Annotated in this window: 21 protein-coding genes and 1 riboswitch; of the genes, 7 read left to right on the forward strand and 14 right to left on the reverse strand. The window is 71.9% G+C overall.

Annotation, left to right across the window (positions count from 1 at the left end):
- Positions 1-39: 39 nt before the first annotated feature.
- Positions 40-1032: a tryptophan--tRNA ligase gene (gene trpS / locus ABT147_RS05545; RefSeq protein ID WP_502983035.1), complete on the reverse strand. Its 993-nt coding sequence runs from the start codon at positions 1030-1032 to the stop codon at positions 40-42.
- 175 nt (positions 1033-1207) lie between these two features.
- Here trpS and ABT147_RS05550 point away from each other — a divergent pair, with 175 nt between their 5' ends.
- The 3 genes from ABT147_RS05550 to ABT147_RS05560 all read left to right on the forward strand — a co-directional run bounded on the left by ABT147_RS05550 (position 1208) and on the right by ABT147_RS05560 (position 3664).
- On the forward strand, positions 1208-1828 hold the full coding sequence (locus ABT147_RS05550) for an RNA polymerase sigma factor (protein WP_351402854.1): 621 nt from the start codon (positions 1208-1210) through the stop codon (positions 1826-1828).
- A 97-nt stretch (positions 1829-1925) separates the two neighbouring features.
- Positions 1926-2798 carry a hypothetical protein gene (locus tag ABT147_RS05555; RefSeq protein ID WP_351403025.1) on the forward strand — a complete coding sequence of 291 codons (873 nt, stop codon included), beginning with the start codon at positions 1926-1928 and terminating at the stop codon, positions 2796-2798.
- A gap of 140 nt (positions 2799-2938) precedes the next feature.
- The gene (locus tag ABT147_RS05560) at positions 2939-3664 is read left to right on the forward strand and encodes a hypothetical protein (RefSeq protein ID WP_351402855.1); all 726 of its coding nucleotides are present in this window, start codon (positions 2939-2941) and stop codon (positions 3662-3664) included.
- Positions 3665-3681: 17 nt separating this feature from the next.
- On the opposite strand, the gene ABT147_RS05565 is transcribed toward ABT147_RS05560, so the two are convergent.
- From ABT147_RS05565 to ABT147_RS05575, 3 genes are all read right to left on the reverse strand, one after another.
- Positions 3682-5130 carry a glycine hydroxymethyltransferase gene (locus ABT147_RS05565; RefSeq protein ID WP_351402856.1) on the reverse strand — a complete coding sequence of 483 codons (1449 nt, stop codon included), beginning with the start codon at positions 5128-5130 and terminating at the stop codon, positions 3682-3684.
- Between the two features lie 31 nt (positions 5131-5161).
- A riboswitch (ZMP/ZTP riboswitch) is annotated at positions 5162-5250 on the reverse strand.
- 82 nt (positions 5251-5332) lie between these two features.
- Entirely contained in the window at positions 5333-6517 is a 1185-nt protein-coding gene (locus ABT147_RS05570) for a glutathionylspermidine synthase family protein (protein WP_351402857.1), read from the reverse strand.
- 24 nt (positions 6518-6541) lie between these two features.
- Positions 6542-6931, reverse strand: a complete 390-nt coding sequence (locus ABT147_RS05575; protein WP_351402858.1) for a hypothetical protein — start codon at positions 6929-6931, stop codon at positions 6542-6544.
- 236 nt (positions 6932-7167) lie between these two features.
- On the opposite strand from ABT147_RS05575, the gene ABT147_RS05580 reads away from it, so the two are divergent.
- Complete coding sequence (locus tag ABT147_RS05580; RefSeq protein ID WP_351402859.1) at positions 7168-8103, forward strand: GNAT family N-acetyltransferase; 936 nt, start codon at positions 7168-7170, stop codon at positions 8101-8103.
- A 111-nt stretch (positions 8104-8214) separates the two neighbouring features.
- On the opposite strand, the gene ABT147_RS05585 is transcribed toward ABT147_RS05580, so the two are convergent.
- The 3 genes from ABT147_RS05585 to ABT147_RS05595 form a co-directional block, all read right to left on the reverse strand.
- Positions 8215-9045: a serine/threonine kinase C-terminal domain-containing protein gene (locus tag ABT147_RS05585; RefSeq protein ID WP_351402861.1), complete on the reverse strand. Its 831-nt coding sequence runs from the start codon at positions 9043-9045 to the stop codon at positions 8215-8217.
- 188 nt (positions 9046-9233) lie between these two features.
- Positions 9234-10223, reverse strand: coding sequence for a malate dehydrogenase (locus tag ABT147_RS05590; protein ID WP_351402862.1), 990 nt, complete (start codon positions 10221-10223; stop codon positions 9234-9236).
- A gap of 539 nt (positions 10224-10762) precedes the next feature.
- On the reverse strand, positions 10763-12163 hold the full coding sequence (locus tag ABT147_RS05595; RefSeq protein WP_351402863.1) for a helix-turn-helix domain-containing protein: 1401 nt from the start codon (positions 12161-12163) through the stop codon (positions 10763-10765).
- A 687-nt stretch (positions 12164-12850) separates the two neighbouring features.
- Here ABT147_RS05595 and ABT147_RS05600 point away from each other — a divergent pair.
- Complete coding sequence (locus ABT147_RS05600) at positions 12851-13384, forward strand: peptidoglycan-binding domain-containing protein (protein ID WP_351402864.1); 534 nt, start codon at positions 12851-12853, stop codon at positions 13382-13384.
- 121 nt (positions 13385-13505) lie between these two features.
- On the opposite strand, the gene ABT147_RS05605 is transcribed toward ABT147_RS05600, so the two are convergent.
- From ABT147_RS05605 to ABT147_RS05615, 3 genes are all read right to left on the reverse strand, one after another.
- A complete protein-coding gene (locus tag ABT147_RS05605; protein WP_351402865.1) occupies positions 13506-14006 on the reverse strand; it encodes a helix-turn-helix domain-containing protein in 501 nt (166 codons plus the stop codon).
- A 461-nt stretch (positions 14007-14467) separates the two neighbouring features.
- Positions 14468-15136 carry a DUF3017 domain-containing protein gene (locus ABT147_RS05610; protein ID WP_502983036.1) on the reverse strand — a complete coding sequence of 223 codons (669 nt, stop codon included), beginning with the start codon at positions 15134-15136 and terminating at the stop codon, positions 14468-14470.
- 367 nt (positions 15137-15503) lie between these two features.
- On the reverse strand, positions 15504-16358 hold the full coding sequence (locus tag ABT147_RS05615; RefSeq protein ID WP_351402867.1) for a bifunctional methylenetetrahydrofolate dehydrogenase/methenyltetrahydrofolate cyclohydrolase: 855 nt from the start codon (positions 16356-16358) through the stop codon (positions 15504-15506).
- 266 nt (positions 16359-16624) lie between these two features.
- On the opposite strand from ABT147_RS05615, the gene ABT147_RS05620 reads away from it, so the two are divergent.
- A complete protein-coding gene (locus tag ABT147_RS05620; protein WP_351402868.1) occupies positions 16625-17203 on the forward strand; it encodes a hypothetical protein in 579 nt (192 codons plus the stop codon).
- A gap of 58 nt (positions 17204-17261) precedes the next feature.
- Here the strand turns inward: ABT147_RS05620 and ABT147_RS05625 are convergent, their stop codons facing one another.
- From ABT147_RS05625 to purN, 3 genes are all read right to left on the reverse strand, one after another.
- Positions 17262-17621 (reverse strand): hypothetical protein, encoded by a 360-nt coding sequence (locus ABT147_RS05625; protein ID WP_351402869.1) that lies wholly within the window; start codon positions 17619-17621, stop codon positions 17262-17264.
- A 258-nt stretch (positions 17622-17879) separates the two neighbouring features.
- Positions 17880-19478: a bifunctional phosphoribosylaminoimidazolecarboxamide formyltransferase/IMP cyclohydrolase gene (gene purH / locus ABT147_RS05630; protein ID WP_351402870.1), complete on the reverse strand. Its 1599-nt coding sequence runs from the start codon at positions 19476-19478 to the stop codon at positions 17880-17882.
- Positions 19475-20104, reverse strand: coding sequence for a phosphoribosylglycinamide formyltransferase (gene purN, locus ABT147_RS05635; RefSeq protein WP_351402871.1), 630 nt, complete (start codon positions 20102-20104; stop codon positions 19475-19477). Before purN ends, purH begins: the two co-directional genes overlap by 4 nt.
- Positions 20105-20459: 355 nt before the next feature.
- On the opposite strand from purN, the gene ABT147_RS05640 reads away from it, so the two are divergent.
- Positions 20460-21251, forward strand: a complete 792-nt coding sequence (locus ABT147_RS05640) for a hypothetical protein (RefSeq protein ID WP_351402873.1) — start codon at positions 20460-20462, stop codon at positions 21249-21251.
- Between the two features lie 99 nt (positions 21252-21350).
- Here ABT147_RS05640 and ABT147_RS05645 read toward each other — a convergent pair whose 3' ends face one another.
- Positions 21351-23324, reverse strand: a complete 1974-nt coding sequence (locus tag ABT147_RS05645) for a cell division protein PerM (RefSeq protein WP_351402874.1) — start codon at positions 23322-23324, stop codon at positions 21351-21353.
- Positions 23325-23333: the final 9 nt, after the last annotated feature.

The following is a 23333-nucleotide window of genomic DNA, read 5'->3' on the forward strand; positions in this document are numbered from 1 at the left end:
GGTGGTGCGGTCGGCTCTCGGGGGCAGAGGTGGTGCGGCTCAGTGCTTGGCGGGCAGGAAGCCCACCTTGTCGTATGCCCGTGCGAGCGTCTCCGCGGCGACGGCGCGCGCCTTCTCGGCTCCCTTGGCCAGGATCGAGTCGAGCGTCTCCGGGTCGTCCAGATACTGCTGGGTGCGCTCCCGGAACGGCGTCACGAACTCGACCATCACCTCGGCGAGGTCCGTCTTGAGCGCACCGTAGCCCTTGCCGACGTACTTCTGCTCCAGTTCCGCGATGCCCGCCCCCGTCAGCGTCGAGTAGATGCTCAGCAGGTTGCTGACGCCCGGCTTCTCCGCGGTGTCGAAGCGGATCACCGTGTCGGTGTCGGTGACCGCGCTCTTGACCTTCTTGGCGGTGACCTTCGGATCGTCGAGCAGGTTGATCAACCCCTTCGGGGTCGACGCCGACTTGCTCATCTTGATCGTGGGGTCCTGGAGGTCGTAGATCTTCGCCGTCTCCTTGAGGATGTACGGCTTCGGGATCGTGAAGGTCTCGCCGAAGCGGCCGTTGAAGCGCTCGGCGAGGTCACGGGTCAGCTCGATGTGCTGGCGCTGGTCCTCGCCGACCGGCACCTCGTTCGCCTGGTACAGCAGGATGTCGGCGACCTGGAGGATCGGGTACGTGAAGAGGCCGACGCTCGCGCGGTCGGCGCCCTGCTTGGCTGACTTGTCCTTGAACTGGGTCATGCGGGAGGCCTCGCCGAAGCCGGTGAGGCAGTTCATGACCCAGCCGAGCTGCGCGTGCTCGGGGACGTGGCTCTGGACGAAGAGCGTGCAGCGCTCCGGGTCGAGACCGGCGGCGAGCAGCTGCGCGGCGGCGAGCCGGGTGTTGGCGCGGAGGTCCGCGGGGTCCTGCGCCACGGTGATCGCGTGCAGGTCGACGACCATGTAGAACGCGTCGTGGGACTCCTGCAGAGCCACCCACTGGCGGACGGCGCCGAGGTAGTTGCCGAGGTGGAACGAGCCGGCGGTGGGCTGGATGCCGGAGAGCACGCGCAAACCAGGCAGCGGCGCGAAGCGCCCCGTTTGAGGGCGGTGGTGGGCGACGGGTGGGCGGTCAGAGGCCATGCTCACCATTCTCTCAGGTGTCCGGGCCCGTTCCGGAACCGACCGGAAACAGATGTGACACGGGTGGGAACCGATCGGGCCCGGGCGGTGTACCCATTTTGTGAAGACGCGGGAGGGGGGCCGCATCGTCGATGAGGCCGCGGTGATCGCACGCGTACGGGCCGGGGAGCCGGAGGCGTATGCGGAGCTGGTGCGCGCCCACACGGGCATCGCACTGCGGGCGGCCCGGGCACTCGGCGCCGGTGCGGACGCGGAGGACGTGGTGCAGCAGGCCTTCTTCAAGGCGTACTGCTCACTGGGCCGCTTCCGGGACGGCGCCGTGTTCCGGCCGTGGCTGTTGTCGATCGTGGCCAATGAGACGAGGAACACAGTGCGGACAGCGGGGCGCCAGCGGTCCCTGGCCGACCGTGAGGCGGCCCTCATGGAGGCCGAGCCGCTGATACCGCCGTCGGCGGACCCGGCGGTCGCCGCGCTGGAGATAGAGCGCCGCGTCGCGCTGCTGGGCGCCCTGGAGAAGCTGAGCGAGGACCATCGGCTGGTCGTCACGTACCGCTACCTGCTGGAGATGGACGAGCCGGAGACGGCGGCCGCCCTGGGCTGGCCCCGGGGCACGGTGAAATCCCGTCTGAGCCGGGCGCTGCGCAAGCTGGGCCGCCTGCTGCCTGAGTTCGAGCCGGGCGAGGCCCTGGTGAGAGAGGGAGGGGGTGAGGGAGGTGAGTGAGCCGGAGAGGGGCGCGGACGAGGGCCTGGAGCGGGAGCGGAGTTTGAGTCGGGAACGGGATCTGGAGCGGGAACGGGAGCGGGAGCGGGGCGACGGGATTACGGAGGGTGGCGGTCGTGACCAGCGGCTGCCCGAAGAGTTGCGGGCGCTCGGGCGGGCGCTGGACCGGCCTGGGGGCGAGGGAGGCGACGGGGACGGCGGGGCTGACGGGGCCGAGACCATGGTCGAGCGGGTTCTCCGGCAGATACTCGCCGAGCGGGTGCCGACGCCGGTGGCCGAGCCGCCGGGGGCCGGTGAGCGGCTGCGGGCGGTGCGCCGGTGGGTCCGGCTGCGCCGACGCGCGCTGACGGCCGCGCTGTGCGGGCTGCTCACGGCCCTCGTCCTCACCCCTCCGGTACGGGCGGCGGTGGCCGACTGGTTCCACTTCGGCGGGGTCGAGGTGCGGTACGACCCGTCGGCGACGCCTTCGCCGGGAGCGGAGGTGCCGGGCTGCCCGGATCCGGTCCCGCTCGCGGAGGCCGAGCGACGGGCCGGGTTCGCCCCGCTCGTGCCGGGCGCGCTGGGCACCCCGGACGCGGTGTCGGTGACCCCCGCGCCGAAGGACCGCTTCGTGATCACCCTGTGCTGGGACGAGCGGGGGCACACCGTCCGGCTCGACGAGTACGCGGCCCGGCTGGCCCCCGAGTACGGCAAGACCGTGGCGGGTGAGCAGGCCGTCGAGTGGGTCGAGCTGGGCAGGGGCGCGTACCCCGCGCTGTGGTTCCCCGAGCCACATCTCCTGCGCTTCTGGATGACCTCCGAGGACGGCTCCCGTTTCACCCGCTCCGAGCGCACGGCGGGGCCCACCCTGCTGTGGGTCCACGACGACGAGTTCACGCTGCGGCTGGAGGGCGTGGAGTCGAAGGCGCGGGCACGGGAGATCGCGGAGTCGTTGGACCGACCGGGACCGACCGGGGCTGACCGGGACTGACCGGGCCCCGGGATTGGTCCCGCCGGGGTGGGAACCCCGGCGGTTCGAGCGGTGTACCAGGAATGACACCGCGAGTGCGGACGGACCGCACCGGGATCGATCGGGGGTGTCGGATGCGTGGACCACGACAACTGACAGCGATGGTGGGCGCGTTACTGACGGCTTTCGCCCTGCTCCTGCTGACGGCACCGCCCTCGGCGGCGGGCGGCCCGACCAGCGTGCTGCTGGTCACGCCGACCATCCAGCGGACGGCTTCGCTGTACGGCACGCAGGAGGACTACGGCCGCCTGGAGAAGCTCCTCGCCCCTGCGGGCTCCGAGCTCGACCGGAGCGCGGAGAAGGCTCCGGAGTGGGGGCGGGAGGACATATGGGGAGAGCGGCTCAGCGACATGATCAGCGTGACATGGATGATCCACGACGTGACGCCATGGCGGCTGGACCGGGTGTACCCGGCCGCGCCGGACACCCGGGACGTCTGGATCCATACGACGCTCACCACCGATGAGGAGACCGTGGACACTCCGGACGGCGGCGTCTGGCACAGGGCGAAGCAGCCGGAACAGCTGCGGAAGCTGCTCAACGGCCTGGGGGTCCTGGGCACGGCCCCTGACGACCCGGCGCTGGGCGAGCAGCCGCCGGCCGACTCTCTGACCGAGGCCCGGTCCGAGACCGACGAGACGGCCGCCGCCTCCCGGGCCACGACACGCACACCCGGCCTGAGCGACCGGGCCCGCTGGGCGATACCCGCCCTGGCCCTGGGGCTGCTCCTCGGCGCCGGAGGTGCCACGCTCCTCCAGCGCCGCGTGGCGGCCCGACACGAGTCCGGACCGCCACGGGAACCGCGTCAGGAACTGCTGGACGCCTGACCGGCTGGGGTGAGGGGTCAGCCGAGGTCGATCTCCGGGTACAGCGGGAAGCCGGCGACCAGGTCGGTGGCCCGGCGGGAGATCTCGTCGGCGACCTTCGCGTCGAGGATGTGCTGGGCCTTGGAGGGGGCGCCCGACTTGGTGGTGCCGGGCTCCGTGGTGGTGAGGACACGGTCGATGAGACCGGCGACCTCGTCCATCTCGGCGGTGCCCAGACCACGCGTGGTCAGCGCGGGCGTACCGATGCGGATGCCGGAGGTGTACCAGGCACCGTTCGGGTCGGCCGGGATGGCGTTGCGGTTGGTGACGATGCCGGAGTCGAGCAGCGCGGCCTCGGCCTGGCGGCCGGTGAGGCCGTAGGAGGAGGCGACGTCGATGAGGTTGAGGTGGTTGTCGGTGCCGCCGGTCACGAGGGTCGCGCCCCGGCGCATCAGGCCTTCGGCGAGTGCACGGGAGTTGTCGACGATGCGCTGGGCGTAGTCCTGGAAGGCGGGCTGCCGGGCCTCGGCGAGGGCGACGGCCTTGGCGGCCATGACATGCGGGAGGGGGCCACCGAGGACCATCGGGCAACCGCGGTCGACCTGGTCCTTGAGGGAGTCGTCGCACAGGACCATGCCGCCGCGCGGGCCGCGCAGCGACTTGTGGGTGGTCGTGGTGACGATCTGGGCGTGCGGCACCGGGTCGAAGTCACCGGTGAGGACCTTGCCGGCGACGAGGCCCGCGAAGTGCGCCATGTCCACCATGAGCGTGGCGCCGACCTCGTCGGCGATCTCGCGCATGATCCGGAAGTTCACGAGACGGGGGTAGGCGGAGTAGCCGGCGACGATGATCAGCGGCTTGAAGTCACGGGCGGAGGCGCGCAGGGCCTCGTAGTCGATCAGGCCGGTGCCGGGGTCGGTGCCGTAGGAGCGCTGGTCGAACATCTTGCCGGAGATGTTCGGGCGGAAGCCGTGGGTGAGGTGGCCGCCGGCGTCCAGGGACATACCGAGCATGCGCTGGTTGCCGAAGGCCTGGCGGAGTTCGGCCCAGTCGGCCTCGGAGAGGTCGTTGACCTGGCGGGCGCCGGCCTTCTCCAGGAAGGGGACCTCGACACGGTCGGCGAGGACGGACCAGAAGGCGACCAGGTTGGCGTCGATGCCGGAGTGCGGCTGGACGTAGGCGTGTCGGGCGCCGAAGAGTTCCTTGGCGTGCTCGGCGGCGAGGGACTCGACGGTGTCGACGTTGCGACAGCCGGCGTAGAAGCGGCGGCCGATCGTGCCCTCGGCGTACTTGTCGCTGAACCAGTTGCCCATGGCCAGGAGGGTGGCCGGGGAGGCGTAGTTCTCGGAGGCGATCAGCTTGAGCATCTCGCGCTGGTCGGTGACCTCCTGGCCGATGGCGTCGGCCACGCGCGGCTCGACGGCGCGGATCACATCGAGGGCGGCACGGAAGGCGGTGGACTCGTGGGAGAGGGGCTCGGCTGGCATGGGGACCTCCGGACGTTGCGTTCAGCGTTCACGGTACGGCCCAGGCGCACGGCACTCATCTTTCCCGGGCCGCTCCCCGATGGTCCGTCCCATCCCAGCGCGCCAGTCACGGCCCGCCGGTCACCCTATCGGGCGCCGTGGACGCCCGGGCCCCGGCGTCCACCATACGAACGACGAGAGGAGGCGGAAGGAGGTGCGGAGGTCAGAGGATCACATGGGGAAGGAAGCGGGCGTATTCGTCCGTGACCAGGCCCGAGGACTCGCGGATACCGAGGCCGGCCGACTCGTTCTCGACGACCCAGGCGCCGAGGACGACGTGGTTGTCGTCGAAGGCCGGGAGGGGCGCCAACTCCTGGTAGCAGCACGGCTCTTCGCGGAGGACGGGGGCGGCGCCCGGTGGGTGGAGGGTGACGCCGGCGCCCTCGCGGCCGAGGAGGGGTTTGGCGACATAGCCGGAGGTGGTGGCCAGTTCGCGGGGGCCGTCGAGGTAGGCGGGGAGGAGGTTGGGGTGGCCGGGGTACAGCTCCCAGAGGACGGCGAGGAGGGCCTTGTTGCTGAGGAGCATCTTCCAGGCGGGCTCGATCCACAGGGTGGTTCCGGTGCCGCCGCCGTTGTCGAGGGTGGCGAGGACGTGCGGGGCGAAGCGGTCGGTGGTGAGCCACTCCCAGGGGTAGAGCTTGAAGACGCTGCGGATGAAGCGGAGTTTCTTGTCGACGAAGCGGCCGGAGAGGCGGTCCCAGCCGATGTCCTCCATGGAGATCCAGTCGGTGGCGAGGCCGGCCTGTTCGGCGGTCTCCTTCAGATAGGCGACCGTCATCAGGTCCTCGCCCAGTTCGTCTCCGGCGGAGTGCGCGAAGTAGAGGGGGCTGCCCGGCGGGAGGAGGTGGGACTGCTTCTTCCAGGCGTCGACGAGGCGTTCGTGGAGGGAGTTCCACTGGTCGGCGCCCGGGAAGCGTTCCTCCATCCAGAACCACTGGGGGCTGGCCGCCTCGACGAGGGAGGTCGGGGTGTCGGCGTTGTACTCCAGCAGCTTGGCGGGGCCGGTCCCGTCGTAGCGGAGGTCGAAGCGGCCGTAGACGGAGGGCAGTTCGGCCCGCCGGTGCCACGCCTCGGCGACGAGGTCGGCGAGGCGTGGGTCGGTGATGCCGAGGTCGGCGAAGCGGTCCTGCTCGACGATGTGCGCGGCAGCCGCCAGGCACATGCCGTGCAATTCCTCGACGACCTCCTCCAGGGCCTCGACCTCGGGGAGCGAGAAGACGTAGTAGGCGCTCTCGTCCCAGTACGGGCGCAGGGAACCGTCCGGGTGGCGGGTCAGGGGGTAGATGAGCCCCTGTTCCTCGACGGTCTCCTGCCAGCCCGGCCTGGGTTCGATGGTGCGGCGTTCCATGGCTCTGCCCCGTCGTCCGCCGGATCAGCCGCCGCTGGAGCCGGAGCCGTCGCCGTCGCCCGAGCAGCCGAAGCCGTCCCGGTCGACGGCCTCGCTGCGGCTGAAGGTGCCGTAGTCGGCCCAGCCGCCGCTGACATCGGAGTCGTAGTACCAGGCGGCGTCGACGGAATCGCTCTGGCTCCGGTTGCCGCTGCTGTTGCTCTTGCGGTTCTTGCCGTACGACGACGAGGAACCGGAGCTCGTCTTGCAGTTCTTGTCGGCGATGATCTTGTAGCCGTTGGCGTAGTCGTAGCTGTCACGGTCCACGCAGCGGCGGTCCGGATCGGATCCGCAGGAGGTCAGGGCCGCCGCGACGACGCCCATCCCACCGAGTACGACCGTGCTGGACCGCAGCCGCCTGCGCTGTTCTCCCATGTGTGCTCCCCCGTCGGGCTCATAGGCCCTGCTCTACCGGCGCCGGTGCGCGATGTGGTGCGCGAGACCGGCCGCCGTCTTATGTGCGCTTTATCGGCGCTCAGACTAGTGATCGACTCCGGGCAAGGGCCAACCGGGTGCCAGGGGGTGCGGGGGGTGCGGGGGGGGTGCGGGACCGCGGCCTTGCTAGCGCACCCATCGACTTCGGGGATTCCCTTGACTAAAGTCAAAGAAATATGGAGGCCAAGCAGAAGTCGGAGCCGGTGGCCGTGCGGGATGTGCGGAGTCTGCGGCGGTTCAATCGGTACTTCACCCGTCGTATCGGGGCGTTGGACGATCACTATCTCGGGCAGGACCGGCCGCTCGGGGAGGCCCGGCTGCTCTTCGAGATCGGGGAGGTCGGCGAAGGCGGGGAGGGGGCTTCGCTGCGCGAGCTGCGGGCGGGGCTCGGGCTGGACGCCGGGTATCTGAGCCGGATGGTCAAGGCGTTGGAGGGGCAGGGGCTGGTCCGGGTCGGGGTGCATGGCGGGGACAGCCGGGTACGGGTGGCCGCGTTGACCTCGGCGGGGCGTTCCGAGGTCGCGGAGCAGAACCGGCGGGCCGACGCGCTGGCCGAGGGGCTGTTGCGCGGGCTGAGTCCGGCGCAGCGGGGCGAGTTGACCGAGGCGCTGGGGGCCGCGCGGCGGCTGCTGCGGCTCGCCGCGATCCGGGTCGAGACCGTGGACGGCGGGTCGGACGACGCCCGCGCCTGCCTCGACGCCTACGCCGCCGACCTGGACGAGCGGTTCCCCGAGGGGTACGACCCGGCCACGCTCGTCCCGGCCCATGAGATCTCGGGGGACTCGGGCGCCTTCCTGATCGCCTACGAGGAGGAACGGGCCGTGGGGTGCGGGGCGCTGCGGACACTCGACCCCGATGCCCGGGTCGCGGAGATCAAGCACGTGTGGGTACACCCCGGGGCCCGCCGGCTCGGGCTCGCCCGGCGGCTGCTCGGCGAGCTGGAGCGGGCGGCCGCCGGGCGCGGTTTCGGCGTCGTACGGCTCGATACGCATGCCTCGTTGACGGAGGCGCAGGCGATGTACCGGGCGTGCGGGTACACGGAGATTCCCCGGTACAACGACGACGTGTACGGGGCGCACTTCTTCGAGAAGAGGCTCGCGGCGCCACGGTGACGGTGAGGCGGCCCGCCCTTTCCCGGCGTCGGTCACCGGTCGCGGTTCCGGCCGGGGCTCGGCTCGCACCCGGGCACGGGCACGGGCACGGGCCCGTGTGCCGTCCCGCGTTCAGCCGCGTACGCAGGTCGCCCCCGTCGGGCACAGGGTCGTGGCCACCATCGTGACGGGTTCGCGCAGTTCGTCGAGCGGGGTCGATTCGGGGGCGCTGAGGCGGACGCCGTAGATCTTGTCGCCGGCCGTGCGGAAGCGGTGGTCGATGACCTGGCGGGGGCCCAGGTCTCCTTCGCCGTCGAAGCGGTAGACGACCTCGGAGTAGCTGTCGTCGTCGGCGGCGGAGCGGTCGAGGACACGGTAGCCGGGGAGGCGGGCGAAGCCGTAGGTCTCGTTCTCGGCCAGGTCCATGGACTCGGCGGGGCCGCTCTCGCTGACCAGGAAGAGCTGGAGGGTACGGGTGCCGTCCGGGGAGTCGTACGTGACGACCGTGGGCTTGCCGCTCGGCGTCTTGGCGGTGCGGTCCCAGCCGGAGGGGACGTCGACGGTGAAGCCGGCCGGGTCGTCGGAGCGTACGTAGCCCGGGGTGGCTTCCGAATCCGTACCCGGGCCCGTACGCGAGTCGGCACCTGAGCCCGAATCCGCGCCCGAGCCCGAACTGCCGCCCGAGCCTCCGTCCGCGTCCGACTGCTTCGGGGTGGCCGGGCGGGTGTTCCCGTTGTCCTCCGGGCCCGCCGCCGAGCGGGAGGGCGAGGGTGTCGACGGGGAACTGTTCGCGGAGGTCGTACGGGTCGCGCCGTCGTCCCGGAACAGGGCCCACACCCCGAAGCCGACGCCGCCGCCGATCAGCGCCGCGAGGGCGATGACGGCGATCATGCGCGGCCACGGGCCGCCCCGTCCGGGAGGGTCGTCCGCCCAGCGTCCTTGGTGCGGGTCCCAACGCGTCATCGTGTCCCCCCTCGCCGCCGTCGGCATCCTCACGACGGGCGTGAACCGACGATAGCGGCGTACACGCCCAACAGGCCCCGTCCCGGCGGAAACCGGGACAGGGCCTGGGTGGGTGAGCTGGAGGACGTCAGCTGAAGGACGTCAGCTGTTCCGCTCGGGGAGGTCGGCTCAGAAAGGGCCGGGACGGCTCAGATGAGGCCGAGGGCGCGGACCGCGTCGCGCTCCTCCGCCAGCTCCTGGACCGAGGCGTCGATACGGGCGCGGGAGAACTCGTTGATCTCCAGGCCCTGGACGATCTCGTACTTGCCGTCCTTGACGGTGACCGGGAAGGAGGAGATGAGGCCCTGGGCCACACCGTACGAACCGTCGGACGGGATGCCCATGGAGGCCCAGTCGCCCTCGGCGGTGCCGTTGACCCAGGTGTGGATGTGGTCGATGGCGGCGTTGGCGGCGGAGGCGGCCGAGGAGGCGCCACGGGCCTCGATGATGGCGGCGCCGCGCTTGGCGACGGTCGGGATGAAGTCCTCGGCGAGCCACTTCTCGTCGTTCACGACCTCGGCGGCGTTCTTGCCGGCGACCGTGGCGTGGAAGATGTCCGGGTACTGGGTCGCGGAGTGGTTGCCCCAGATCGTGAGCTTCTTGATCTCGGAGACCGGGACGCCCGTCTTCTTCGACAGCTGGGTCAGCGCGCGGTTGTGGTCCAGGCGGGTCATCGCGGTGAAGCGCTCGGCCGGGACGTCCGGCGCGGCGGCCTGGGCGATGAGGGCGTTGGTGTTGGCCGGGTTGCCGACGACGAGGACCCTGATGTCGTCCGCGGCGTTGTCGTTGATGGCCTTGCCCTGCGGCTTGAAGATGCCGCCGTTGGCCTCCAGGAGGTCACCGCGCTCCATGCCCTTGGTACGGGGGCGGGCGCCGACGAGCAGACCTACGTTGGCGCCGTCGAAGGCCACGTTCGGGTCGTCCGTGATGTCGATGCCCTGAAGGAGCGGGAAGGCGCAGTCGTCGAGCTCCATGGCGGTGCCCTCGGCGGCCTTCAGCGCCGGAGTGATCTCCAGCAGGCGGAGCTTGACCGGCACGTCCGCGCCGAGCAGCTGGCCGGAGGCGATGCGGAAGAGCAGGGCGTAACCGATCTGGCCGGCCGCGCCGGTGACGGTGACGTTCACGGGAGTGCGGGTCATGGCGTTCTCCGTATGACAGCTGGCGGTGGGGCGTCCCTGCCCCTGATGGGACGTACAGATGATCGATCTCTTGGCGTCAAGAGAGATCGGTGGTCAGGCTATCGCGCATCCGGAATCCCGGGCGGCCGGGGTTCGTGTGGCCCAGCCCACAAGTCGCCCCGCGGGCCGTCCCACAAGTGTGACCCCGCGAGCCGACCGGCGGATTGCGGGGCGGGCGGCACGAAAGAGGCGGCCGCCGGTCCGGGAGAGGGGGACCAGGGCGGCCGCCTGTGGGGGTGCCGGGCCGGGAGGGAGGGGGGTGTCGATCTCCCGGGTGGGCCGGACTCCCGTGGGGGTACTGTCCGCATGCCCCGGAGTTCGGCGGGCATTCCATTTACGCCGTGATTACTTTTCCGACAAGGGCGATAACCCTGAGTTACACAGAGGTGATCACGGTGAGCCGTGCGACCGGCGACCCGGCGGGGGCCGGTCGCAGCGGATCTCCGCACCCCTCGCGGGGCGCCCCGCCCCTACCCCGTACAGCCCTTCCGCCCCGCCCCCTACCCCGTACAGCCCTTACGTCCCGACGCCAGCGTCGCGCAGGCCGTGGCCTCGCCCGCGTCCTTCACGGCGATCATCTGCGTGTAGGCGATGTTGTCGCCGGCCGCTTCGATGGCGGCCGTCTGCTTGGCCGTACCGACCGTGACCTGGACCTCGTCGCCCTGGGCTGCGCCGGTGATACGGGCCCAGGCCGCCTGGCAGGTCTTGCTGTAGCGGACCTCGACCCTCGTGGTGCCCACCGTGGCCTCGTCGGTGGTCCGTACGAGGTTGCCGATGCACCCCATGGTCTCCGGGTCCTTGCCGTCGCAGTCCTTGCCGCTGCACTTCACACCGGGCGGGAGGTCGGGGTTCGTGCCGATCGAGTTCGACGGGGAGGTGGGCGGCTTGCCCTCCGCCCGGTCCTTCCCGTCACCGTTGGTGAGGAAGAAGGCCGCCGCGATCACGACGAGCGCGCCGACGGCTCCCGCGAGGAACATCGTCACGCGCCGCTTCGGCGCGGAGTCGCCGTCGTCGGAACGGCCGTCACCGCCCGGCGGCGGGCCGAAGACACCGGACGGCGCCGAGGCACCACCGGAAGCCTGGGCACCCCCGGTGACCGACACTCCGGCAGGGACACGGGACGAGGACGCCGACGACACCGAGGCCGAAGCCGAAGCCGATGAGGCCGACGAGGGCGGCCCCCCGGCCAGACCCGACGGTGACGAGGCCGAGGCCGAAGCCGATGAGGACGGCGAGGGTGATGACGGCGAGGGGGACGGGGAGGAGGCCGACGACGGCCTGGATCCCCAGCTGACGCGCGACACGCCACCGGCGACCGGCCCCGCCCCGCCGCTCCCGCCGTACGGCGAGGCGGAGGAAGAGGAGGAGGACGACGACGGCGACGAGGGCGTGGGGGCGATCGAACCGCCGTACGGGGAGCGCGAGGTGCGCTCGTCGCCCGAGGAGCGCGGCTGCGGCGGAACCGTCGGCGAGACGCCCGCCGGGCCCGCCACGCCCGGTGTCGCGGTCGCGCTCCGGCCCCCCCTGCCGTTCCTGCCGCCCTTGACGGTGGACTGGCCGCCCGTCTCCCCCAGGGCGGCGCGCGCCTGGGAGATACGGATCGCTTCCATGGTCATGTCGTGGCGCATCTCCGAGCGGCTCCAGGCACGCTCGGCCAGCTCCCACATGGTGGTCAGATGCACGGGATCGGTACCGGTCACCTCGGCCAACGCGACGATCGCGCCTTTCGGCGCGAGCAGTCTGCCGTTGAGATATCGCTCCCAGGACGTCTTGCTGTAGCCCGTGCGGTCGGCCACCGCGGCGATGCTCAGTCCACCGCGGTCGACGAGCCTGCGCAGCTGGCCCGCGAACTCCCTGACCTGTGGATCGAGTTCATCGGGCAAGGCCCTCCAACGAGGCATTGCTTCCCCCCTCTTCCCCCCGTACGGCTCTCCGTACGACTCTGAACATTCCCCCCGTGCCCGCTATCCCTGTGCTCGCTGTTCCCGTGCCCGCTGTCCCTGTGCTCGCTGTCGCTGTGCTGTCTATCGCCGTGCTGTCTATCGCTGTGCTGTCTATCGCCGTGCCTGCTGTCCCTGTGTCGCGCATGGCGCCCTCGCTGAATCCCGTTCCGAAGGCTGGTCCGGGGCCTTACCCGGACCTGGCCCGAGGCTCTCCGGAGCCCCGTTCTGGCCTACCCACTGGGATGCGCCCGGTCGGGATGTCAGTTCCCCGGAAAGGGGCGTGCGGGAGCATTTCGGGCCGGTCGCGCATCGTCGCACGCCCCCCGACGGTCTGCGGTCCAGTGTCCCACCGGCATCCCGGATTTCCGGGCGGAATGACAGGTCCACGGGCGGGACGTCCCGGACCGTCCCAAATGCTCACGTTAGCCCTGGTGTTGAGCGAGGCAATGGCAAATCCTCGAACTTGTCAACACATCGACACAACGACCACACACGCACGGCCACACCAGTCGAACAGGGGCTCGTACGCCTCGTACACACCGGCGGGTGCCTCGGCGCTCGTACGCCGTGTCGGATCGGCCGGGGCCCGTGCGGACCGTGTGCGTCAGTGAAGGTCGGAAGGTCAACGGGGACCAGGGGGATCACATGCAACTCAAGGCCAGGCTGCTGCTCGGGGCCGTCGCCGTGACGGCTTCGGCCGGGCTCGCGCTCGGCGTCACCGCTCCGCTCGCCACGGCTTCCGGGCCGTACGTCGTCGACGGCTCCGGCGCCGCGTACAACGACTGGGGCGACGAGGGCACGCTGTCCGTCAACTCGCACTCCAAGAGCAACGCGACGCGACTGTGGCAGAGCGTCCTGTACGCCGACGGCGCCAAGTGGAAGGACTCCGGCGGGGATCTGCACACCTTCACCCCGGGGGACATCGACGGGATCTTCGGCTGGAAGACCCGCTCGGCGACCAAGTACTGGCAGGCCCAGGAGGACCTGGAGGACGTCGACGGGATCGTCGGAAAGGAGACCTTCGGGCAGGCCGACGGCTTCCTGGACGGCCCGTACAGCGACGGCACAGTCACCTACACGGGCCTGGAGAACGAGGTGACCTTCAAGCGGCTCGACGGGGAGTACTACGTCCGGATCGGCTCGAAGTGGAAGGTCGCCGCGTACGACTGGCGCGGCTGAGCGGGGTTCGGCCTTCGCCCGGCGGGTGGCGAAGGCCGAGGCCGATGATGCCGTGAGCCACTGAGCTTCGGGGCCGCTGGGCCGCTGGGCCGCTGGGCCACTGGGCCACTGATGGGGGTCGTCACGACAGCGTGACGGCCCCTATCAGCGCGGCGCAGACGAGGGCCAGGGCGATCAGGACGGCGAGGGCGGCGTAGAGGGCGATACGGCCGGGTGGGCGGGGGGCCGGCTCGGCGGCGGGGGTGTCCCACCAGGGGAGCGTGGGGTCGTCCTCGTACGCCTCCGCGTCGGCCCGCTCCCCCGCCCCCGCAGGGTGTGTCGGCCGGGAGGACGGGGGCACCGTCTGGGGTGCCGGGCGCGGCCAGGCGCGTACGGCCAGTTCCCAGCGCACCCCGAAGCGTTCGGCGTCCTCCCCGGCGACCCGGCACAGGGCGACGACCGCCTGCCGGGGCGGGGGCTGGCTGCCGTTGAGGTACCGCTGCCAGGAGGACTTGCTGTACGCGGTGCGCGCGCCGAGCGCGACGAGACTGAGTCCCGTACGGTCCTTCAGCAGACGCAACTGCTCGACGAAATGCCGTACCTCCGGGGGGAGTTCGTCCGGCAGCGGCTGCCAGGCGCTCATCGGCTGCCTCCTCGGCTCAGGGGCGGGTCTGAGCAGGTGACGACGGTCGCGGGTGAACCGGTTCCCACCGGCACGGACACCGGGCGCGTGGCGTTCGGGCAGCGCGATGGAGTGACGGGGGCGGCCTTGTGAGGCGATGCGAAGGGTGCGAGGAGGGGGCGCGTGAAGCGGCCCACGCACCGGCCTCGCACGCCGGTCACGGCATGGCCCGACCACGGCCCCGTCACGGCCCGAGCACGGCCCGATGACGTCCGGGTGCCGTCGTCGTCGCCTCGCGCGGACACCGTGGCGGAATGGTCACTTCCGTGCCACAGCGGGCTGATAGGTGTTGAACGGGGCGTTCGCCGTGCAGGAACGTGGAGCGCGACGGCGGTCCGTCCTTACTCGGGGGAGGGGACGGGCCGCCGTCGCGTGTGTCCGGGACCGGGGCGGGGCCGCCCGGGGGCCGGGGTGGGAAGGCCTCAGCCCGCCTCCTCGTCGCCCACCGTGAAGTGCAGCGTGTCCTTGAGGAACGGGATCTCCAGCAGCGGCTTCGGCTGGGCCATCAGCGCGAGGAGCACGATGGCGGTGCCCAGGACGATGTACGTGGCCATGTCGGTGAAGCGGGAGCGGACGGCGAGCATGCCGACGTCCCGGACGGCCCAGCGCAGCACCGCGCCGGCGAGCAGCGCGGCCCCGATCAGGATCGTGCCGGCCCGGAACGCGTCCAGCGCGGTGATCAGCAGCCCGAGCCCCACGGCGGACAGTACGGCGAGGATGGGCCACTGCCGGACCGGCGCCGGCGCCTCACGCGGCGCCGCCCGGCCCCCGCCCTCGGGCCGCGCGGTGTCCTTGGTGAACATCGGGAACCGCCGGGTACCGCGCACGGGTTTGCCCTCGGCATCGGGCACGCTGATGTGATCCCGCACCTCGATCTCACCGGGCACCTCGGGCGTCCCGGAGACCCCGGACGCCGTCCCGGCCGCCTCAGCCGTCCCGGGCGCTTTGGTCGCCTCGGCCGTCTTCCCGGGCGCCCGGGATGCTTCGGCCGGCCCTGTCGACTTGGCAGTCCCAGCGGGCCCAGCCGTCCCAGCGGGCCCAGCCACCTCGGTCTCCCCGGCCGTCCCGGCCGTGCTCGCCGACTCCGCCATCTCCACCCTCTCCGACGCCGCAGCCCCGTCCGTCGTCCCCGACCGGTCCGCCGCCATCGGCTCGTCTGCGGTGTTCGCGGTGTTCGCAGTGTTCGCGGCCTCCGCGGCGTTCGGAACCTCCGGGGTCTTCGCGGCCTCCGTGGCCTCCGCGTTCTTCCCGGCCCCGACGACAGCCGACGCCGCAGGCCGCTCGGCCCGATCCGACGGCCTCGAAGCACCAGCGGCATTCATAGCATCCGGCCGCACCGGGTCGACCGAGGCCACGGAGTTCACCGCGTCCACCGGCCCCGGCGACCCGCTGCCCTTCGCCGCCGCCCCAGGCGTCCGGGACGCCCCCGGCCGTCCGGGCGCCCCCTCCGCCCTGTCGTCAGCCGACACTGCGCTCCGCCGCCTCGACCACGTTGACGAGCAGTTGGGCGCGGGTCATCGGGCCGACACCGCCGGGGTTGGGGGAGATCCAGCCGGCGACCTCCGCGACGCCGGGGTGGACGTCGCCGACGATCTTGCCCTCGGCGGAGCGCGAGACACCGACGTCGAGGACGGCGGCGCCCGGCTTCACGTCCTCGGGCCGGATCAGATGGGCGGAGCCGGCCGCGGCGACGATGATGTCCGCCTTCCTCAGGTGCGCGGCCAGGTCACGCGTGCCGGTGTGGCACTGGGTCACCGTCGCGTTCTCGCTGCGCCGGGTGAGGAGCAACGGCATCGAGCGGCCGATGGTCACACCGCGGCCGACGACCACGACCTCGGCGCCCTTGATCTCGACGCCGTACTGGCGGAGGAGGGTGAGGACACCGTTCGGGGTGCAGGGCAGCGGGGCCGGCTCGTTGAGGACGAGGCGGCCGAGGTTCATCGGGTGGAGGCCGTCGGCGTCCTTGTCGGGGTCCATCAGTTCGAGGACGCGGTTCTCGTCGATGCCCTTGGGGAGCGGCAGCTGGACGATGTATCCGGTGCAGGCGGGGTCCTCGTTCAGCTCCCGCACCACCGCCTCGATCTCCTCCTGGGTCGCGGTCGCGGGCAGCTCGCGCTGGATGGAGGCGATGCCGACCTGCGCGCAGTCGCGGTGTTTGCCCGCGACGTACTTCTGACTGCCGGGGTCTTCCCCGACGAGGATCGTGCCGAGTCCGGGCGTGACGCCCTTCTCCTTCAGCACCGCCACGCGGGCGGTCAGATCGGACTTGATCGCGGCTGCGGTGGCCTTGCCATCGAGAATCTGGGCGCTCATGGCCCCAATCTTCGCGGATGACCGCCGCCGGGTTCCAATCCGGTCACCTGGCGGACGCCCCCCCCCCCCCGCCCCTCCCGACAAGATCGGACGTGTTGCACTTGCACAACACCCGCTGATTCTCCCTGGACATCCGGACGGGCATATAAAACGATTGGGACACAGTGCCGCGGGCACTGCCGGGGGGCGTGACCATTTCAAAGATCAGGGCATTCCTCCGACCCGTGCCGCGCGTCCCCGCACCAGGCAACGGAGGAAACCCCGCCATGAGTTTCGGCGACCAGAACAACCCGTACGGCCAGCCCCAGCAGCAGCCGCCCGCCCAGGGCTACGGCTACCCGCAGCAGACCCCGCCCCAGCAGCCGGGGTACGGCTATCCGACGGCCCCGCCGGTCTCCCAGGGCTACGGCGGCTACCCGAACGCCCCCGAGACCATGCCCAGCACGGTGAACGCGGCCCGCATCATGCTCTGGGTCATCGTCGGCCTGCAGGTGGTCGGCGTGCTTCTGTACGGCATCGGCGCGATCGGCGTGGCCGCGGCGAGCGACAACACCGAGGACCCCGCCCTCGCGGAGGCGCTCGGCAACATTCCCGTCGGCCAGATGGTGGCGATCGCCGTCTTCGCGGTGGCCTGGCTCGTCTACGCGATCATGCTGGCCGTGAAGTTCAAGTCCGGCGGCAGCGGCGTACGCGTCGCCGCGCTGGTCTTCGGCATCATCACCGCGGTCCTCGGTGTCTTCCCGTTCTTCCTGATCGGCCTGGTCCACCTGGTGCTGGGCATCCTGATAGCCGTCTTCGTCGGCAACGCCAACGGCAAGGCGTGGTTCAACCGCCCGCGCTACTGAGCCGCCGAGCGACGTGAAGGGCCGTACCCCGCAGGAGGGGTACGGCCCTTCGGCGCGTTCACGCGGGGCAGGTCCCGCCGGTCGGACGAGGTATGACGGAGCGCACGGCGCTGTCCTGGGTCCGCGTCTCGCCAGGACGGAGCAGATAGCTGTTGAAGGTGCTGATCACGCAGTAGTCGATACGGGTGTTGTTGGTGGCCTCACGGATACGCGGCGAGGAACCGAAGTGGGCCGATGTCCCTTCCGCGAGGCGGTAGATGACGCCCGCACCGCCGACGTCCGTGGAGAGGCACACGAACCCGACCGGACAGGGCACCGCCGCCGCGTCCTCAGCGGCGGCGGCGCTGCCGGTCGTCCCCGTCCCGAGCGCGACCGCGAGCACCGCGCCGACGACGGCGGCCCGGCCCGACCGACTCACCCGACTCGACCGACTCGACCGACTCCATCTGTTGCGCATGACTGACCCCCTGAGTCCCGGATGGCTGGCCTGGCCCCCCGAGCCTCGCAGCGGAACGAACGCCTCTGCACCGGGATATCGGCCATTCCGCATCCCCTCGATCCATGACGAAGGGCCCGCCGGTGTGTCCGGCGAGCCCTTGTCCCACGCCTCAACGGAGCGGCACCGACACCAGCATCGGCACCGACACCAGCACCGGCATCGGCATCGGCATCGGCATCAGTGGAAGAAGTGCCGCGTCCCCGTGAAGTACATCGTCACGCCCGCCTTCTGCGCGGCCTCGACGACCAGCTCGTCACGGACCGAACCGCCCGGCTGCACGACGGCCTTGACGCCGGCCGCGGTGAGGATCTCCAGCCCGTCCGGGAAGGGGAAGAACGCGTCGGACGCGGCGTACGAGCCCCGCGCGCGCTCCTCGCCGGCCCGCTCGACGGCGAGCTTCGCGGAGTCGACGCGGTTGACCTGCCCCATGCCGACGCCGACGGAGGCACCGTCCTTGGCGAGCAGGATCGCGTTGGACTTGACGGCCCGGCAGGCCTTCCAGGCGAACGCCAGCTCGGCCAGCTCGTCGGCGGAGAGGGCGTCCCCGGTCGCGAGGGTCCAGTTGGCGGGGTCGTCGCCGTCGGCCTGGAGGCGGTCGGTGACCTGGAGCAGGGCACCGCCGTCGATCGGCTTGACGTCGATGGGGTGGGCCGGGCTGTCGGGGCAGCGCAGCACGCGGATGTTCTTCTTCTTGGCCAGTGCCTCCAGCGCGCCGTCCTCGTAGTCGGGCGCGACGATGACCTCGGTGAAGATCTCGGCGACCTGCTCGGCCATCTCCTTCGACACCGGACGGTTGACCGCGATCACACCGCCGAACGCCGACAGCGGGTCACAGGCGTGCGCCTTGCGGTGCGCCTCGGCGACGTCCGCGCCGACCGCGATGCCGCACGGGTTGGCGTGCTTGATGATCGCGACGGCCGGCTCGGCGTGGTCGTACGCGGCACGGCGGGCGGCGTCCGTGTCCGTGTAGTTGTTGTACGACATCTCCTTGCCGTGCAGCTGCTCGGCCTCCGCCAGACCACCCGTGCCCGCCGTGTAGAGGGCGGCGGGCTGGTGCGGGTTCTCGCCGTAGCGCAGGGTGTGCGCGCGCTCCAGGCTGGTGGCGAGGAACGACGGGAACGGCGAGTCGTCGGCGGGCGCGTAGGCGGAGGCGAACCAGGAGGAGACCGCGATGTCGTACTCGGCCGTGTGCCGGAAGGCCTCCGCCGCGAGCCGCTTGCGGGTGGCGAGGTCGAAGCCGCCGTCCTTCACCGCCGTCAGGACATCGGCGTACCGCGCCGGGCTGGTGACCACGGCGACCGAGGGGTGGTTCTTGGCGGCGGCGCGGACCATCGACGGGCCGCCGATGTCGATCTGCTCGACGCACTCGTCGGGGGTGGCGCCGGAGGCGACGGTCTCCCGGAACGGGTACAGGTTCACGACGACGAGGTCGAACGGCTCGACGCCCAGCTCGGCGAGCTGGTTGCGGTGGTCCTCCAGCCGGAGGTCGGCGAGGATGCCCGCGTGCACCTTGGGGTGCAGGGTCTTGACCCGGCCGTCCAGGCACTCGGGGAAGCCGGTCAGCTCCTCGACCTTGGTGACGGGGACGCCGGCAGCGGCGATACGCCCGGCGGTGGACCCGGTGGAGACGAGTTCGACGCCCGCCTCGTGCAGGCCGCGCGCGAGGTCTTCGAGGCCCGTCTTGTCGTAGACGCTGACGAGCGCGCGACGGATGCCCCGCTTGTCGCTCGTGCCGCTCTGGCCGCTCTCGGCCGTGACAGTGCTGTCGGCGGTCACTGGATAACTACCTTTCGTCCCTCAATGCGATAGCCGTTGCGGGCGAGCCGCCCCACGACATCGACGAGCAGCCTTCGCTCGACTTCCTTGATGCGCTCGTGCAGAGCGCTCTCGTCGTCCTCGTCCCGGATCTCCACCACGCCCTGCGCGATGATCGGCCCGGTGTCGACGCCGTCGTCGACGAAGTGGACGGTGCAGCCGGTGACCCGGGCGCCGTACGCGAGCGCGTCCCGCACCCCGTGGGCCCCCGGGAAACTGGGAAGGAGCGCCGGGTGGGTGTTGACGAACCGCCCACCGAACCGCGCCAGGAACTCCTTCCCCACGATCTTCATGAACCCGGCGGAGACGACGAGATCGGGCTCGTACGCGGCGACGGCCTCGGCGAGCGCCGCGTCCCACTCGTCACGGGTCTCGTACTCCTTGACCCGGCACACGAAGGTCGGCAGCCCGGCGCGCTCGGCGCGGGCGAGCCCCTCGATACCGCCGCGGTCGGCTCCGACGGCCACGATCTCGGCGCCGTAGGCCTCGACGCCGGTGGTCTCGATGGCGTCCAGCAGCGCCTGGAGGTTGGTGCCGGATCCGGAGACCAGCACGACGAGGCGCTTGGCCACGGGCTTGGCGGCCACGGTGAGGCCCTTTCTACGGGTTCTACGGGTTCTGCGGGGAACGTTGCGTTCGGGTCTGCCGCTTGTACGTTCATACGAATGCTTCGCGTCCCCCGATACGGGGAAGTCTACGAAGCGGCCGACCGCCAGCAACGATACCGGCACACCGGGCGGCCCCCGTGGGACGGGGGCGTGGCCGGAAGGTAGCGTCTGCGAGGAGTGGGCTCGGGAACGCGGTCGGTGTGCGGGGCGTTCACGGAATGACAGCTCATGCGCCACCAGTGGATTTCACCGGCTAGATTTCACCGGCGGGTTCGCCGCCCAGCACACCAGTCGAGTTCACCGCAGTATTCACCAAGGGGAAGACGCACTCCTGATGCCGGACCGCAGCCTCCGCCTTCCTCCGCTCCTGCTGCGCGAGCGGAGTTCCTCGCCCACGCCTCCGCGCGAGAGCGAGGACGCCCCCGAGCAGTCCGGGCAGCCCGGGCGGGGCCAGGGCGCGGGCCCTTCGGACGACAATCCGTTCGCGCCGCCGCCCGAGGGCACGCCCGACCGCCCGTGGCAGCCGCGCCGCCCCGACGGCCAGGGTTCCGACGACGGAGCGGGGCGCGGCGGTGGTCACTCGCCGTGGGGCAGTCAGTGGAGCGACCGGCAGCCCGGCCGCTCGTCCGGCGGACCCTTCGGTGAGCGTCCCGGTGGCCAGGGCGGACCGGGCGGGCCCGGCCAGGGCCCCGAGGGCGGCGGTCCGGGCAGCGGGCTGCGCTGGGACCCGACGGACCCCGCCCAGCGGCACGCGCGGTACTCCCTGCTCTGCGGCATGTGGGCCTTCTTCTTCGCCCTCTTCGCCTGGCCGTACGTCGCCCTGCTGCTCGGCTCCCTGGCCGTGTACTGGGCCGTCAGCGCGCTGCGCGCCAAGCCCCGCACCCCGGACCAGACCCGGGCGCCGGCGGCCCCCGAGCCGAGCGGCCGGCCCCAGAAGACGGCGGCCATCAGCGGCCTGGTGACCTCCACGATCGCCCTCGCCATCGTCGCCGTCACCTTCACGGCCCAGTTCGTCTACCGCGACTACTACACCTGCGTCGAGGACTCCCTCACCACCACCTCCGCGAAGTCCTGCAAGGAACTCCTGCCGGAGGGGCCCCTGCGGAACATGCTGGGCGCGGAGTAGAGACGCCGGAGGGGAACAGCACAACAGCACAGCAGCACAGCAGCACAGCAGCAGCGTTGAAGGCGCCGCCGGTAGGTCACCGGCGGCGCCTTCACGTCGTCAGAGGGCTTCCCCGGGCGTGGGGGTGGCGTCGGGGACCTGGGTGACCTCGGGGGCGTGGGGGGCGTCGTCCTCGGTGGGGCCCGAGCCCGAGCGAGCGGTGTCTTCGTACCCGTCCCGGGTCGAGGACACCTCACGCAGCGCCGCCCAGCGGGCCGTACGGGAGGCCGGGTCCCAGACGGGCGGGGGTGCGGGGGCGGTGGACTCGTAGGCGTACGGGTCGAGGGCGTCGTACGGGGCCAGGGTGTCGGCGGGGGTGGTTCTGCGGCCTGGGGCGGGGGTGGGGGCTGGGGCTGGGCCGGAGTTGGCACCCATACCGGCGCCGGCACCGACGTCGGCGGCGGCGGACGTAGGGGCGGTCGACGCTGCCCGTTCGGCCTCACGCCGCTTCGCTCCGAAGCGCCACGCGGGGAACCGGCGTGAGCGTTGCGGGAGGGGCCCCGTCGACGCCTTCGATCCACGCCGGAACATCCAGGCCGCCATCGACCTCTTCCGCCGCCCGTCCCCCTCGCCCGCAGGCGCCCCCGGTCTCTTCCCCTCTCCGGCGGACTCCCTGGCCACAGGCACTCCGGACGGCTTCTTCCGCCCGGCCTCCTCGATCGCGGCCGCCGCCTTCCGGGCCCGCGCCACCCGCCACCACCGCGCCGTCAACGCCACCGGCATGCCCACCACGCCCACCCAGGCCCCGGCCGCGCCGCCCGCCTGCCACCACACCGGGCCGAAGTCGGTCAGGGCGGCGACGCCGAGGGGGCCGCCGGAAAGGAGGGCGAGGAGGGCGAAGGCCATGGCGGACAGCAGGGCCGCGAGGAAGGTCGTGACGGCCGTCCGCCGCGCGGACCACGGCGCCGTCGGGTCCGCGACGGCCCGCGCCGCGGTGAACCAGCCGACCGTCACCCCCGCGGCCAGCGGCACCGCGCCCACCGCCCAGTACACCGGCGCACCCCCGCCCGCCGGAACGGCCGCGAGCAGGGGGAACGGGGGCAGCAGGGCGGCCGGAGCGGCGGCGTACAGCGGCGCGGTGGTGTGCCCGGCGCCCAGGACGAAGCCGGGGCCGAGGGCGTACGCAGCCGCCCAGAGCGCCGCGTTCGGGATGAGGGCCAGACAGAGCAGCAGGACGGCGAAACGCCCGGACAGCCCTTCGGTGAGCTGGAGGAAGGAGGCGCGGGCCGCGCCGCCGTGCCAGACCAGGGACACGGCCACCAGCAGAGCACCACCGCCGGCGAGCATGAGCACACCCGCCCCGGCGGCCCGTCCGGCGGCGGCCGCGACATGCCGTCGGCCCTCCGTCCTCGGGGCGCCGCCGAGGAGCGCGGGCAGGGGCAGCCGGGGGCGCCCGCGCGCCGCCCACACCCCCGTGCCCGTCGCGAGCGCCGCGAGCAGCGGTACCCAGAGCGCGGCCCACAGCCACGACGGCCGAAGCACCCCTCCCGAGGCGTACAGCGTGACCGCGGCGCCGACGGTCGCGTATCCGATGACGAGCCCCGCCCACGTCGCACGAGCGCTCACCCCGGAGCCGTCCCCCGCGTGGTCGCGTGCCGAACGGTGCAGCAGGACCGTCGGCAGGGCGAGCAGAAGGAGGGGGACGAGACCGACCGGGGCGGGGTCCCCGGAGAGCGTGTCGGTACGGACGAGCTCCACGCCGTGGGAGAGCAGCCACAGCGCCGCCGCCACGTGCAGCGCCCCGCCGGGCCCGCTGTCCGGGTACGGCGAACTGATCCACAGCACCGTCACGAGGGCGACGAACGCCCCGAGTCCGAGCCCCGCCGCCAGGGCCCCGCCCAGCACCCCGCCCACCAGCTTGGACGACCGGCCGCGTGCCTTCCTCAGCAGCGGCGACAGCGGAGAGCGCGGCGACGACGAGTACAGGGACGCCGTCGGGAAGGCCGGCCGGCCGTGGTCGGCGGGGTGGTGGCCCGGCCCCGAGGGCGGGTCGTTCGGGTCGGTCGGGTCGGTCGCGTGTGTCACGTCGGCCATGCTCCCAAC

Source organism: Streptomyces sp. NPDC001868 (genome assembly GCF_040297125.1).
Lineage (GTDB): Bacteria > Actinomycetota > Actinomycetes > Streptomycetales > Streptomycetaceae > Streptomyces.